Origin of the sequence: Nostoc sp. CmiVER01, assembly GCF_034531135.2 — a bacterium.
GTDB lineage: Bacteria > Cyanobacteriota > Cyanobacteriia > Cyanobacteriales > Nostocaceae > Nostoc.
This window is the reverse complement of record NZ_JAVRBU020000005.1, coordinates 90,494-104,427: the sequence shown is the minus strand read 5'-3', so window position 1 is coordinate 104,427 and position 13,934 is coordinate 90,494. Positions and strand designations below refer to the sequence as shown.

12 protein-coding genes are annotated in these 13,934 nt (G+C 41.5%); 6 read left to right on the top strand and 6 right to left on the bottom strand.

The features are described 5' to 3' along the window. Nucleotides 1-43: 43 nt before the first annotated feature. On the bottom strand, nt 44-2,092 hold the full coding sequence (locus RMZ43_RS09345) for an elongation factor G (protein ID WP_322653936.1): 2,049 nt from the start codon (nt 2,090-2,092) through the stop codon (nt 44-46). Nucleotides 2,093-2,500: 408 nt separating this feature from the next. Here RMZ43_RS09345 and RMZ43_RS09340 point away from each other — a divergent pair, with 408 nt between their 5' ends. The 4 genes from RMZ43_RS09340 (at nt 2,501) to RMZ43_RS09325 (ending at nt 5,686) form a co-directional block, all read left to right on the top strand. Next, nucleotides 2,501-3,421, top strand: coding sequence for a tetratricopeptide repeat protein (locus RMZ43_RS09340; RefSeq protein WP_322653935.1), 921 nt, complete (start codon nt 2,501-2,503; stop codon nt 3,419-3,421). 81 nt (nt 3,422-3,502) lie between these two features. After that, nucleotides 3,503-4,057: a phosphate-starvation-inducible PsiE family protein gene (locus tag RMZ43_RS09335; RefSeq protein WP_322653934.1), complete on the top strand. Its 555-nt coding sequence runs from the start codon at nt 3,503-3,505 to the stop codon at nt 4,055-4,057. A gap of 234 nt (nt 4,058-4,291) precedes the next feature. Beyond that, nucleotides 4,292-4,537 (top strand): hypothetical protein, encoded by a 246-nt coding sequence (locus tag RMZ43_RS09330; RefSeq protein ID WP_322650065.1) that lies wholly within the window; start codon nt 4,292-4,294, stop codon nt 4,535-4,537. A 201-nt stretch (nt 4,538-4,738) separates the two neighbouring features. Next, nucleotides 4,739-5,686 (top strand): class I SAM-dependent methyltransferase, encoded by a 948-nt coding sequence (locus tag RMZ43_RS09325; RefSeq protein ID WP_428850713.1) that lies wholly within the window; start codon nt 4,739-4,741, stop codon nt 5,684-5,686. Between the two features lie 37 nt (nt 5,687-5,723). Here RMZ43_RS09325 and RMZ43_RS09320 read toward each other — a convergent pair whose 3' ends face one another. From RMZ43_RS09320 to trpS, 3 genes are all read right to left on the bottom strand, one after another. Beyond that, nucleotides 5,724-6,716, bottom strand: coding sequence for a cyclase family protein (locus RMZ43_RS09320; protein WP_322653932.1), 993 nt, complete (start codon nt 6,714-6,716; stop codon nt 5,724-5,726). A gap of 312 nt (nt 6,717-7,028) precedes the next feature. After that, nucleotides 7,029-7,949 carry a methylenetetrahydrofolate reductase gene (locus tag RMZ43_RS09315; RefSeq protein ID WP_322653931.1) on the bottom strand — a complete coding sequence of 307 codons (921 nt, stop codon included), beginning with the start codon at nt 7,947-7,949 and terminating at the stop codon, nt 7,029-7,031. Between the two features lie 58 nt (nt 7,950-8,007). Next, nucleotides 8,008-9,018: a tryptophan--tRNA ligase gene (gene trpS / locus RMZ43_RS09310; RefSeq protein ID WP_322650061.1), complete on the bottom strand. Its 1,011-nt coding sequence runs from the start codon at nt 9,016-9,018 to the stop codon at nt 8,008-8,010. 485 nt (nt 9,019-9,503) lie between these two features. Here trpS and RMZ43_RS09305 point away from each other — a divergent pair, with 485 nt between their 5' ends. Together RMZ43_RS09305 and RMZ43_RS09300 are read left to right on the top strand one after the other, a co-directional pair. Further along, on the top strand, nt 9,504-9,641 hold the full coding sequence (locus RMZ43_RS09305; RefSeq protein WP_322653930.1) for a hypothetical protein: 138 nt from the start codon (nt 9,504-9,506) through the stop codon (nt 9,639-9,641). A 280-nt stretch (nt 9,642-9,921) separates the two neighbouring features. Then, a complete protein-coding gene (locus tag RMZ43_RS09300; protein WP_322653929.1) occupies nt 9,922-11,502 on the top strand; it encodes a B12-binding domain-containing radical SAM protein in 1,581 nt (526 codons plus the stop codon). A 92-nt stretch (nt 11,503-11,594) separates the two neighbouring features. On the opposite strand, the gene RMZ43_RS09295 is transcribed toward RMZ43_RS09300, so the two are convergent. Next, the gene (locus RMZ43_RS09295; RefSeq protein ID WP_322653928.1) at nt 11,595-12,461 is read right to left on the bottom strand and encodes a calcium-binding protein; all 867 of its coding nucleotides are present in this window, start codon (nt 12,459-12,461) and stop codon (nt 11,595-11,597) included. 71 nt (nt 12,462-12,532) lie between these two features. Further along, nucleotides 12,533-13,798 (bottom strand): glycosyltransferase family 4 protein, encoded by a 1,266-nt coding sequence (locus RMZ43_RS09290; protein WP_322653927.1) that lies wholly within the window; start codon nt 13,796-13,798, stop codon nt 12,533-12,535. Nucleotides 13,799-13,934 lie beyond the last annotated feature (136 nt).

Here is a 13,934-nt window from a genome sequence, read left to right as displayed (position 1 = left end):
AGGCATTGCCTACGCGACTCTACAATTAATCCAAAATACAAAATTACTTGCCGTTGCCGTTACTACCATTGCCATTGCTGTTAATGACACGTTCGGCGAGTTTTTCTGGTACTTCCTGGAGATGGTCATATTCCCAGTGGAAGGAACCTACGCCCAAGGTGAGCGATCGCAGCTCTACAATAAAGTTTTGCATCTCTGCTTGTGGCAAGTATGCAGAGATATTATCCCAGCCTTGCCAATCGTTTCTGCCTTCATAGCCTAAAATTTGCCCCCGTCTACCACTCAATAGTTGCAGCACTTTGGAAGTAAATTCGCTAGGTGTAGTCACTTCCACCCGCAGAATTGGTTCTAATAAAGTAGGTTCCGCTTGGGGTATTCCCGTTTGCATTGCCAATCGGGCAGCTTGTTTAAAGGCTTGTTCGGAACTATCAACGTTGTGATAGGAACCATTAGTCAAAGTTACCGCTAAATCCACCATTGGGAAGCCCAAAGGCCCATGTGTGAGAAATTCCCGCACGCCCATTTCCACGCCAGGAATGTACTGTTTAGGAACCACACCGCCGACAATGGTTTCATTAAAATTAAAACCTGTACCGCGTGGTAGGGGTTTGATGTCAAGAAAAACATCACCAAACTGTCCGTGACCACCACTTTGGTGTTTGTAGCGCCCATGAATTGAAGCTACTGTTTTGCGGATGGTTTCTTTGTAAGGCACTTGCGGTAAATGGGTTGTCATTGGCAAGTTATATTTGCGGCGCAGTCTATCTAGGGCTACTTGTAAATGAATCTCGCCTTGTCCCCACAAGATAACTTCGTGAGTATCGCCATGTTGTTCCCAAGCAAGTGAACAGTCTTCTTCTAATAACTTGGTGATGGCACTGCTAAGTTTTACTTCATCGTTGCGTTTTTCAGGTGTAATAGCGAGGGCATACACTGGTTCCAACTCTACAGCTTTGGGTAATTTTATTGCCGACTGCTGTTCTGTGGAAATTGTATCGCCTGTCTTGATTCCTTCTAAACGGCTCAATGCGACAATTTCACCAGCATTAACTTGGTTAACTGATTGCTGTTGTTGTCCCATGAGGCGGTAAATTCCACCAGTGCGAATGCCATTGAGGACAATACCATCAGTTAATTTGCCCCGCCAAACACGTACCAAAGACAGTTTGCCACCTTGGGGAGTGTAGTAAGTTTTTAATACCTGCGCTAGAGGTGTATCACCTTTTATGTTTTTTAAACGACGTTCTGCTGTGGTTTCTGGTTCAGGGGCTTCCCGCAACAAGGCTTCTAATAGAGGTCTAACACCATAATCTTGTTCTGCTACACCAAAGAAAACGGGCACTACCAAATCTGCCCCTAATTCCATTTTTAAATCTTTGAGGATTTCTTCTTGAGGAGGTTCGATGTCTTCTAAAAGTTCTTCGAGTAAATGGTCGTCAAAATTTGCTAAGGCTTCGAGCATTTCTGCCCGCGCTATATGTTCTTCTTCTTTTAAACTTTCGGGGAAGGGAATGGGATCGGCAGGTGCGCCTGGATGATATTGATATGCCTGTTCGCTCACCATATCGATAAAGCCGGTGAGTTGTTCCCCGTTCATGATGGGATATTGATGCGCTACCAAAGGACGGCTAGATACTGCTTTCAGGGCGTGCAACGTTTCCAAAACGTGAATATTTGCCCGATCCATTTTGTTGACGAAGACGAGGTGGGGGATTTCCCAATCGTCGAGGAATTTAAATAGAGGAGCGAGGGTGAGGACGCGATCGCGTATGGGTTCGCAAACTACAATTGCCGCATCAACTCCCATTAAAGCATTGTACGTTTCTTGGGCAAATTCTACACTTCCTGGACAATCAATAAAAGTGAAGCGAATGCCGTTATACTCAGTGCTAGCGGCGCTGACTTCTACACTCATGTGGCGATCGCGCGACTCGGCAGCACTATCTCCCACTGTATTGCTATCCTTAACACTTCCTTTGCGAGAAATTGCCCCTGTGACAAATAACAAGCTTTCTAGTAAAGTGGTTTTTCCACTTAAATAAGGCCCGACAATTGCAACATTCCGCGAACCCGATTTTACTTTTTCGTTCATAAAACCTCCCTTGCGGTAAGTCTTTCCTAACCGCATGATTCTGTATATATCAAGGGTTAAAGAAGAATCCAGAAGTCAGAATTCAGGATTCAGAATCAAGACAGTAGCTAGTCCGCAAGCGTCTTAAACTGATTTATTTCTTTGCCAGTCGTACAGAATTCATTCTGAATTCTGGCTCCTGACTCCTGAATTCTATCTGAGAAAAAATGCTTCTCTGGAGTCAAAATTACCCCTTCTTTAATTTGTTATTATGCTCCTTTTAATCTAAATTTAAAAAAATTGTAGTCTGTCGTAAGATTTAGCTTAATAGAACTTAACAAAAGTAGGCTTTTATGGCAAAATAAAAATTTTTGTAAAAAAGTTTTTATAAAGTAAATTTAACCGAAAATGTTGCAAGTCAGAAAATCAATGGGAAAATCATTCTTTAAATATCGCATAGCCGGGTTAGTAAGTTTGATGCTGCTTGTTAGCATTTCCTTTGCATCTCTTTCTCTATCTGCTCCTATCCCCTTAAAGCTGGCACAATCTAATGGTAAAACTGCTATAGACTGGTTAAATCAAGGTTTACAAGCAATTCAGGCGGGAAAGGTACAAGATGCGATCGCAGCCTTCAAACAAGCAGCTAAATTAGATCCAACATTAGCACCAGCACACTATAATCTAGGGCTAGCATTGCGACAAACGGGACAATTACAACCCTCTGCGGATGCATTTTATCGAGCGACGCAAGCCGATCCTAAGTTTGCGCCAGCTTTTGCGAATTTAGGTGGTGCGTTGTTAGAAGGGAATAATTTACAGTTAGCTAACGATTACTTGCAACGCTCCCTAGAACTCGATCCTAAACTGGGATTTGCCCACTATAACCTGGGGTTGGTAAGAGAACAGCAAGGAAATTGTGAGAAAGCGATCGCATCTTTTAAAAAAGCCATAGAATATAGCAAAAATGCACCAGAGCCTCCTTATCATATAGGGATGTGTTATCTCCAACAAGGCAAACTCGATCAAGCCAAAGATGCTTTTAATCAGGCAGTAAAAATTAATCCGAAGTATCCTGAAGCTTACTACAATCTCGGCTCAATTTGGTTTGGGCAACGCAAATCACAAGAGGCATTAGAGGCTTTTAGAAAATCAGCCGAAGCTAACTCTAACTATCCCAATGCTTATTATGGTGCAGGGTTAGCTTTTATGCAGTTACAGCAATATGGAGATGCAGTACAAGTATTGCAATTTGCTAGAGATTTATATAATGCTCAGAAAAATCCTCAGTGGGCAAAAAATGCCGAGCAATTGTTGCAACAAGCACAAAATTTAAATTACAAACCTCGCTGAGGCGCAAACGCTTAATATTGCATAACATAAAACTATTGGGTTGACTCGCTGGTGTTGTCTGAAGTTGTCCCGATTGGAAAAATGTACATGCAAAAGCGCCAGAAAAGTCGATTTTTATTTAGCGATCGCTGGCTTGATCGGCACTCAATTGTTCGCAACATGGAAGCCTTTCAAGACTTAATTGTGATTGTCTTGTGTTTGGGATTGTTCGCCGTCATGCTGATCCAATTGTGGGGGATAGCGATCGCCATCACGCAGCCACTAGACTATAAACATGTGACTGCAAAAATACTATTTGTGTTGATTTTAGTCGAGTTATTCCGACTATTAATGGTGTATTTGCAAGAACACAGTATTTCTGTGGGAGTGGCAGTTGAGGTAACAATTGTATCTCTACTGCGAGAAATAGTAGTTCACGGAGCGCTGGAAATGCATTGGGTTAATACGCTTGCAATTTGTGGTTTGTTGTTTGTTCTGGGTGGACTACTCGTAGTCTGTGCTAAAACGCCACACATGGATTGCATGAGTGCTAACACTAAGTTTTGTCCGGTTGTCTATAGAGGAGGTAGGGAACGGCAAAATGAGTTGGAATTCCAGTATTCACGTCAATGTGATGATAATCAACCGCTTGGATAAATTGTTATGACAAATGGGGAGTGGGGAGTGGGGAGTGGGAAAAAAGCATTTTTTTACTCTTCACTCCTTTGCTTGGGGCTGTATCAGGAAATTTAGATGCATCTAAAATCTAAAATAGTATAACTTACTTTTGCAAGGAACTTCCGACGTATTGAAATATACTCTTTTTGGAAGATGAATCCCTCTTTTAGGGTGAGTATAAGTTAATTAGAAATTCTCAAAGAGGGTCAAGCAATGACTACAAATACAGGTAACGGACAGTCTCAACAAGCGATTAGCGACTTGGAGTATGATTTTGTCACCGTTTTGCACAATAAGGCTGAAGCCGTTAAAGCTTATGATACCTACATTAAAGATGCAGAACAAGTAGGTTCTCAGCCATGTGTAGAGTTGTTCCAAAAATTGCGGCAATCTGATATTGAACACGCACAAGAGATTCGCCAACATCTACAACAAGTGCTGCAACACGGTAAAATGTAACCCAGGTTTTAAGTGCGTAGGCGTAGCCCGTCGTAAACATCGCTTCTGCTAAATATAAAAGAGGCGATCGCACTTGCTGATTACATTAGACACCAGGACAAACGCATTTTATTTACTAATAAAAACTAATAAAGAACAAGTTTGAAAGAGTGCGTTTGCGTTTAGGGTTTTGTAGAGAGGAAAACGGGAGAGCAGAGAGCAATGCCTATAGCGGACGGGTACGCCATCGCACCCATTTATAAGAACGCTATTTGCTCTATGCTGAAGCGGAAAGTCAAAATAACAGCTATGAAATTTACACAAAATCTCAGGCCCCGCCAAGGCTTACTGAAAGCCCTGACTCTAGTTTTCCTCCTATCGGTATCTGTAATGCCCCTTAATGTTCTAGCCAACGAGAGCGAAAAAGCGACATTCAACAGTACAAATACGCTTCAAACCATACTCACCAGCAGTCATCGTTCAGAGCAGAATCGCCTCCGAGACAAGTACCGCCACCCAATCCAGACTTTGGAATTCTTCGGTCTGCGCCCAAATATGACCGTAGTTGAATTGTGGCCGGGAGGTGGCTGGTATACCGAGATATTAGCCCCATTTTTAGCGCCCAAGGGACAACTCATAGTTACTAACTTGGGTGACGCAAGTAAACCGGCTTTGGCTTTCCAAGAAAAACTAGCAGCTAATCCAGAGATTTTTGGTAAAGTCAAAGTAGCCCAAATTAATCCCCCAAATGAATTGACCCTAGCACCAGACAATTCTGTAGACCGAGTTGTTACCTTCCGCAATATTCACAACTGGGTTAAAGCAGGCTATGCCGAGCAAGTTTATGCGGCGGCTTATAAAGCACTCAAGCCAGGAGGTATTCTGGGAGTGGAAGAACACCGCGCGCTGAAGGGAACTTCTTTACAAGAGAGTATTAAAACTGGCTATATGTCTGAAGATGGGGTAATTGCTGCTGTGGAGAAGGCTGGCTTTAAATTGGTAGGCAAATCAGAAATTAACGCCAACCCAAAGGATACCAAGGACTATCCGGGCGGAGTTTGGACACTACCTCCAACCTTAAGCCAAGGTCAAAAGGACAGGCAACGCTTCCTTACCATTGGAGAGAGCGATCGCATGACCCTTAAGTTCGTTAAACCCAAAGCCCCCTAATTAGATATAAGGTAATCAATAAATCAATTGTTTCATCTCAGCGTACCCTTACACCCAATTTTGTATCCCAGTGCAAGGGTTTATCTGCTTTTTTTAGGGGAGACTCTGGTATGTGATCTACTGAAACGCCGTATTTCCAATTTGGTGGACAGATAGCAATGTAACGTGCATAACCTCCTAAACCACCTTTGAATTTGGGATACCCAATAGAGATCAACGCGCCTGTTTCTGGTACCTGATCTAAATTTGCAACACCCTCTGCTTGGGTATATCCGTTTTTCAACAGCCAAGCTTCTCCTTCTAGTGTTGGGGTGTTATCTGTATCCAGGGGTTCGTGTCCGTGAAAAAGAATGTGGCGCTCAAGGTGCAGAAATTGCAAAGCTTCTAGCTTCACACCAGGAAACTTAGTTCTTGTAGCTAGTTCGGGCTTTGGCCATTCTTTAGACCAGTCAGAGCGAACAAACACAACTGAGCCTTGAGGAATCCTGCCATATTTGCGTTCCCAATCTTGAATATCTTTGACACTCAGGTGGTAATTGGGGTCTTTGACAACTTTATCCTGGATCGGAATTATTACTAGAGGACGAACAGCAAATGTTGCTGGCAATTCATCAATAGCTGGATAGTCAGGGTTCCAGTGAGCAGGTGGATCTAGTTGGGTTCCTAGCTGATCGGTGGATAAATCGTAATGAGTTGCTTCAAATCCATCCTTTTGGTAAGTGTATGGCTCACCCGTTTTTGGACTGATAGTAGGAGCAAACTTTGATGAATCAAAACCTGACCATACAGGAATTGCTGGAGCGATCGTATGAGTCAAGTCAACATATTTGGCTGACTTGAGCAACTGCTGATAAACTTGCCACAGGTCAGGCTTACGTAATGGCTGTACCGCATTTACAGACACCAAACCAACACCAAACAGAACTATTAAACAAATAATTCCCCAGAAAGTTTTTTGCAATGGTTGACGCAAAAATCTATCTAGTTCCTGCTTTAGATGTGAATAGTTATATTGCGGCAGTATTGTCATTGTGTTTTTTATTATTACTTTTGAAGGCTCTAATTGTTTTATCACAAATTGCTGTATTGTTTATCCTGTAGCTGTTTCGGGGTATATAGTGTAATACGGTTCAGTTAAGGCTAAAACTCTTTGTCAAACTCAATTTTTTTAACGTAGACGCTTCGGCTTGCCGCAGGCTACCGCCAAGGACGCCAAGGACGCAGAGAGAAGAAAGAAATGCTTAACTGAACTGTATTGGTATATAGTGTAAATACATCTGTTTCACCATAAAAAAGCAGATGGCTGTTCCCATCTGCTTTAATAAAAGATTAGTTATCTGCTTTACTTAGATACCAACTGATTAACTGGAGCAATCCCAGCCAAATCTAAAATTGGCGCGATCGCATCTTCTCTCTTCACTGCCATCATGTGGACACCCTGACATAATTGCCGCGCTATCTGCACTTGCTCGGCGGCAATTTTCATACCTTCCTCAATAGGATCTTTGGCTTTTGCCAATCTATCAATAATATGTTGGGGAATATTTACACCCGGAACACATCTATTAATAAACTGAGCATTTTTTGCCGATTTCAACAGAAAAATTCCTGCCAAAATTGGTTTTTTATAACCAGAGGCAATGGTATCCATGAACTTTTCTAGCCGCTCAAAATCGGTAATTAACTGACTTTGAAAAAACTGCGCTCCGGCTTCGATTTTGCGTTCAAATCGACTTTGCAAACCCGACCAACTTTTACATTGCGGATCTACTGCTGCACCAACAAATAAATCTAACGCTCCATCTGTCAAGGGTTTCTCGTTGCAATCAACGCCTTGATTCATCTTCCGAATCAGTTGCAGCAGTCGCACAGCTTCTAAGTCAAACACTGCTTTGGCATCTGGATGATCGCCTGCTTTTACTGGGTCGCCAGTCAAAGCTAAAATATTACGGATACCCAAAGCATGAGCGCCCATCAAATCAGCTTGTAAACTAATGCGGTTGCGATCGCGGCAAGCAATTTGACAAATCGGTTCTATACCATTTTGTGACAAAATCACCGATGCCATTAACGAAGACATCCGTAACACTGCGCGGCTACCATCAGTAATATTGACAGCATGAACCCTTCCCTTAAGAGTCGCCGCCATTTGAATCATGTGCGCTGGATCTCCCCCTTTCGGCGGTGCTACCTCGGCGGTAATTAGAAATTCACCTGCTTGTACAGCTCTCTGAAAAGCTGTGGGGCTATGGGTGTGATGCATAAAATTAAGAGTTTCAATTTCTTAAATGGTATAGCCAATCACACCGAAAAGGGACAAATTATAGAGGAAGCGAATAGCCTAAAGCAGTTTTGACTTGTGATAAAGTTTGATTTGCGATCGCTCTAGCTTTTTCCCCTCCATCCCGCAATACAGATTCCAAATAGCTTTTATCCGCCGTTATCGACTGATATTTTTCTTGAATTGGTTTCAGAGCCTCAATTATCGTGTCCGTCAATAATGGCTTAAATTGTCCCCAACCCATATCCTGACATTCAACTGCTACATCTTCCTTCGTTTTACCAGAAAGCAATGTATACAGCGTTAACAAGTTATTACACTCTGGACGCGCTGGATCATCAAAAGTCAGTCCACGAATGGGATCGGTTTTGCAACGCTTAATTTTGTATTGAATCTGTTCTGGTGAATCTAGCAGATTGATTCGGCTTAACTCAGAAGGATCAGACTTCGACATTTTGCGTGTACCATCCGCCAAACTCATCACCCTTGCCCCTTCCTTACGAATCAAAGGGTCTGGTAACTTTAAAACTGGTTGCTCTGGTTTACCAAATTGGTGATTTAATCGAGCTGCAATATCCCGTGTTAACTCCAAGTGTTGCTTTTGGTCTTCACCCACTGGCACTTTATCAGCTTGGTAAAGCAAAATATCGGCTGACATCAGCACAGGGTAATCTAATAAGCCTGCACTCACATTTTCTCCCTGTTTTACAGCCTTTTCTTTAAACTGGATCATATCTTGCAGCCAGTTTAGAGGTGTAATGCAGTTGAGCAACCAGGTGAGTTCACTGTGAGCCGAAACGTGTGATTGTACAAAGATGGTAGAGTGATTTAAATCAAGACCACAAGCTAGATAGAGAGCAGCAAGGGTGTAGGTATCAGCTGCCAACTGTTTTGGGTCGTGTGGCACTGTTATCGCGTGTAAATCAGCCACAAAAAGGTAATTTTCGTATTCGCTCTGACCTTCTACCCAGTTGCGAATGGCTCCCAAATAGTTACCTAGATGGTAATTGCCGGTTGGTTGAACTCCAGAAAGAACACGTTGCTTGCCCATAAATTTCAACTTAGTTATCTCAAATCCGCGCTAGTAAAGTGGCGATGTCTGGCGACAAATTGCTTTCCGCCTACGCAAAACTCATTTAATTTTGACATTTTCCAGGTCAAATCGCCGTTGTGGAATGAGAGATTTTAACTCAACTCCGATTCTTCACAAAGGAAAACGACAAGTTTGTGTGGTAAGAGAGCTTTTACCCGAATTTCTCACGCATAGTGTGAGAGGTGTGAGAAGCTACGAAAGTATAATTCTGTATCCTCCCACACCCCTACACTCCTTGGATTTCTCACAAGTAATAAATCCAGGTTTTAGGGCAATACGGTTCAGTTAAGAATTTCTTTCTTCTCTCTGCGTCCTTGGCGTTCTTGGCGGTTCGTTAAAAAAATTCACTTCAATAAGCAGTTTTAGCCTTAACTGAACCGTATTGGGTTTTAGGGTGGACATTGTAAAACTTGACTGTAGTTGTAAAATAAAAAGTCGATGCGATGGCATTGTTAGTCGATGCAATGGCATTGTTAGTCGATGCAATGGCATTGTTAGTTAATGCAATGGCATTGTTAGTTAATGCAATGGCATTGCTAGTTAATGCAATGGCATTGCTAGTTAATGCAATAGCATCATAAAAGATTGCGTTTACATAACATAATAATAGAAAAACTAAACTGCAAAACGCTATAACTAAAGCTTTTTCTCTTCATCAAAGCAGTTTATGTACTCTTGATTACAAAAATAGACAAAATTTAAATTTTTTTCAGAGAAAGTAGCAGTAACCTCGAAATTATGAGTTAATTCTTTGGCTCACACTAGTGGGCTATTAGCATCATCTCTGCAATGAACATCCAAAACACAGATTTATCCAAAGTAAAAATTTTTTAAACAAAATTTAATTAGAGGACTACAGCAATGAAAGTACTCTTACTTTACCCCCGCTTTCCTAAAACCTTTTGGTCTTACGACGAATTCATGAAAATAGCGGGACTTAAGGCATTTATTCCACCGCTAGGAATTCTGACTGTTGCTGCAATGCTACCAACAGACTGGGAAGTTCGGTTTTATGACCGCAATGTTAATCAAGAAACGGATGCTGATTGGCAATGGTGCGACATAGTAATTCTTTCTGCCATGCTTGCACAAAAAGAAGACTTTCTTGCCCAAATTCATAAAGCAGCACAACTAGGGAAAAAAGTTGCTGTGGGTGGCCCTTATCCAACCTCAGTACCAGAAACTGCCCAAAAAGCAGGAGCTAACTATTTGATTTTAGATGAAGGGGAGATTACAGTTCCACAATTTTTAGATGCGATCGCTAAAGGTGAAGAACAAGGAACCTTCCGCGCCCTGGAAAAACCAGATGTAACCCAAAGCCCCATTCCTCGCTTTGATTTACTCAAGCGAGATGATTACTTAATGATGGCAATCCAGTTTTCTCGCGGTTGTCCTTTTGAATGCGAATTCTGTGACATCATCAATTTATACGGTCGCAAACCACGTACCAAAGAACCCAGCCAAACCCTAGCAGAACTTCAAACCCTCTATGACTTAGGCTGGCGCGGATCTCTATTGGTAGTCGATGATAACTTTATTGGCAATAAACGCAATGTAAAACGCCTCTTACAAGCATTAATTCCGTGGATGCAGGAACGCAATTATCCCTTCACCTTCCTAACTGAAGCTTCCGTCAACCTAGCAGAAGATACTGAGCTATTAGAATTAATGGCTAAAGCTGGTTTCTACGGAGTCTTTTTGGGTATTGAAACACCAGATCAAGATAGCCTGCAAGTCACTCGCAAATTTCAAAATACTCGCAATCCCCTTTTAGAAGCTTGTCGTACCATCAATGAAGCTGGATTGTTAATCTATGCAGGATTCATCATTGGTTTTGATGGTGAAAAGACTGGCGCCGGGAAGCGAATTGAAGCTTTTATTGAAGAAACCAGCATTCCTCAACCGATGCTAGGTATACTGCAAGCCCTTCCCAATACTGCCCTCTGGGAAAGACTAAAACGAGAGCAGCGATTATTAGAAGGATTTGGCGGTTTAGAGGTGGGGGATCAGAATTCCTTGATGAATTTTGTTCCTACTCGGCCGATGGCTGAAGTTGCTAAAGAATATCTAGAGGCAATTTGGAGAATGTACGAACCCAAAAACTATCTCCGACGTTGTTTTGAACAGTGCCTTAAGATTACACCTAATCCCCAACTACAGCAGACAATGTATTTTCCTCCTGGCAAAGGACTGCGGCTACTTGCACACTTGCTTTGGCGACAAGGTTGGCAACGGCAGGAAATTCGGGGTCAATTTTGGCAACAGCTTTGGGCTATTATTCGCACCAAGCCGCAATTCGTGAATATGTATTTGGGTTTATGTGCTGCTGGTGAGCATTTTTGGGAATACCGCCTTTTAGCCAGAGAGCGCATTACTGAGCAGTTAGGATTTGATCCGTTGACTACGCCTACCCCTATTGAAAAACCATTAGTAAGAATTTAAGATTAGTTGATTGTTGAGCGATCGCTAATCTGTGTTTTATAAATAGCGATCGCATTAATTTTGCTCACAAAAACTAAGCTTTTAAATTCGATTTACCTTTCTGCTAAACTCACCTGTCCACCAATTAACCTTATAAATCCAGTTCCAGAGTGCTGAATCTCCAAAAAACTTGCTTGCTCCGGTGAAGTTTTATAAATCCGAAATGTCTTCATAATTCCCAAGGTGGCAGTGCTTTCTAGAGGCCCAACAAAGCTAATATCTCGGTCGAGAAAATAAGGTTGATTAGCCCAATAAGTCATCTGATTTGCATTCAAAAAATAGCAGCCTGCATGAGGATTGAGGGCACGACAAAAGATAACTGGTGCATTCATAATTATACCCTTGAGTTCCGGTTGCTCCTGTACATTTTGAAAGGGAGCAGTTACTCGCAAAGCCAAATTCCCATCAATGTAAGCTTTATGAACCAAACCGGAAGGGGAGATTTCATAACGATTTGGCTGGAGCAAATTTAAATCACCCGCTTGTTGAGTAAACCAATTTAATTTTATAAAAAACCAAGGATCATGGATAATTAGGTCATCTTCCAAAAAGCAGTAATAATCATACTGACCAAGACAACTTTGCAGAACCGCTTGGCATTCAAACCCCAAAAGCAAAGGTTCTACATTAGTAGAATGATGCTTATATAGATGGGATGGTAAGGGAAGCTGATTTAAAAGATGATTATCTTGGGTTGTACAAATAACAATATCTAATTCGTGCGATTGCGGCTGGTTAGCAGGAAAAGCTATTCGTTGAGCGATGTTAATAATACTTTGAGATTTACCAAATAATTGGTATAAGGCGGTAAGGCTATTAGTTAACGCCTGCAAACGTGGTTTCGGATCTTTGCGTTGGGAAGCATGACGACCCTCACCACTAGGTTTGAAAAAATGGGCAATAGTAAAAATAATTCGCATTTTAAATATCGCTTTTTATTTCTTTGTCATTAGTCATTTGTTGGTTATAACTAATGACCAATGACCAATGACTAATTTCTGCCAAATCCTTTAGAAGTTGGACGCTTTTTCAAACTATCAGAATTTTTACCAGCAAACATCCATTGCAAATGCTGTGGTAACAGTTTTGCCAAATCATAACGCTTGATAATTGTCTCTCGCGCATTCGCACGAATTGCTTGCATTTCTTGAGGATTATTCAGGGCCTCTTCAATCCTATTAGCAATATTATGGGGAGAAAAGAAATCTACCAGCAGTCCATTTACCCCATCCTGTACGACTTCCAATACTGGCGCAGTCTTAGAAGCTATTAGTAAACATCCTGCTGCCATTACTTCCAACATTGACCAGGATAAAACAAAAGGACGAGTTAAATAAACATGAGCAGAAGAAGCTTGCAAAACCTGAAGATACTCATTGTAAGGAAGTCTATCTGTAAAGTGCAGCCTCGATAAATCTAAAGATGATTCTAATTTTTCTAACATTAATTGTTTATAAGTCTGCCCATCAGGAAGATTCTTCCCATAAGCCACCCTATCTTCTCCTACAACTACAACATGGCACTTAGGTCTTCGCTGCTGAATTAACGCCACCGTTTCCATAAATTGCGGAAAACCTCTATAAGGTTCCATCCCCCGTCCCACATAAGTTACCAACTCTTCCACATGAGAAAGGTCGAGATTTATTCTTGGTAAAACTAACTTTGCGCCTGGTTTGGGAACGAAATATTTGGTATCAACACCATCATGAATTACAGTAAGTTTGCTATGATATTCTTTGGGAAATTGCTGACGCTGCCAGTTAGTTGGAGAAAGACCGCGATCGCAGCTATATAAATCAGTCAAAATCGGCGCATTTTTGACCCTAATGCGGCATTCATCATCAGCATTCAATGGTTCATTGGGATCAAAATCTGCATCGGAACCGTGAGCATGGTAAAACCACTCAAAATAACATAATAATTCTGCTTTAGGGAAAATATCTTTCATAAATAAAGTTGGGCCCCAACCAGAATGACCATAAACGATATCTGGAACAAAACCCTCAGCTTTCAATTTTTCTGATACGCGATAGACAGCCTGCGCCGTGAGAACAGCATTTTCCAGGTTGCGAACGTAATGGTGGGTTTGGGGAGCAGCTTCACGAGAAGGAGTGTAAATAGCTTTAAAAACGCCAGGTATTTCGCCTTCACGACGATTTGTTCCAAAGACGACTTGACAATTAGGATCTTTACCTAAAACTGTCGCTAGATTACGAAATTGCGAGGGAAAATTGGGATGTAAAAATAAAACTTTCATTGGAATAATCTTGATTAATTTATTGCCAGATAAAATAAATTAAGACAAGCTATTTAAGATTATAAGATTATTTTTCACAATTTTTAGTAAGTAAATTTAGGTGAATCGTTGCCACGAAATGCGAAAATAATTGCAA

Coding starts and splice junctions, on each gene's coding strand:
- RMZ43_RS09345 (WP_322653936.1), bottom strand. CDS start 2,092: ATGAACGAAAAAGTAAAATCGGGTTCGCGGAATGTTGCAATTGTCGGG.
- RMZ43_RS09340 (WP_322653935.1), top strand. CDS start 2,501: ATGGGAAAATCATTCTTTAAATATCGCATAGCCGGGTTAGTAAGTTTG.
- RMZ43_RS09335 (WP_322653934.1), top strand. CDS start 3,503: ATGTACATGCAAAAGCGCCAGAAAAGTCGATTTTTATTTAGCGATCGC.
- RMZ43_RS09330 (WP_322650065.1), top strand. CDS start 4,292: ATGACTACAAATACAGGTAACGGACAGTCTCAACAAGCGATTAGCGAC.
- RMZ43_RS09325 (WP_428850713.1), top strand. CDS start 4,739: ATGCCTATAGCGGACGGGTACGCCATCGCACCCATTTATAAGAACGCT.
- RMZ43_RS09320 (WP_322653932.1), bottom strand. CDS start 6,716: ATGACAATACTGCCGCAATATAACTATTCACATCTAAAGCAGGAACTA.
- RMZ43_RS09315 (WP_322653931.1), bottom strand. CDS start 7,949: ATGCATCACACCCATAGCCCCACAGCTTTTCAGAGAGCTGTACAAGCA.
- trpS (WP_322650061.1), bottom strand. CDS start 9,018: ATGGGCAAGCAACGTGTTCTTTCTGGAGTTCAACCAACCGGCAATTAC.
- RMZ43_RS09305 (WP_322653930.1), top strand. CDS start 9,504: ATGGCATTGTTAGTCGATGCAATGGCATTGTTAGTCGATGCAATGGCA.
- RMZ43_RS09300 (WP_322653929.1), top strand. CDS start 9,922: ATGAAAGTACTCTTACTTTACCCCCGCTTTCCTAAAACCTTTTGGTCT.
- RMZ43_RS09295 (WP_322653928.1), bottom strand. CDS start 12,461: ATGCGAATTATTTTTACTATTGCCCATTTTTTCAAACCTAGTGGTGAG.
- RMZ43_RS09290 (WP_322653927.1), bottom strand. CDS start 13,798: ATGAAAGTTTTATTTTTACATCCCAATTTTCCCTCGCAATTTCGTAAT.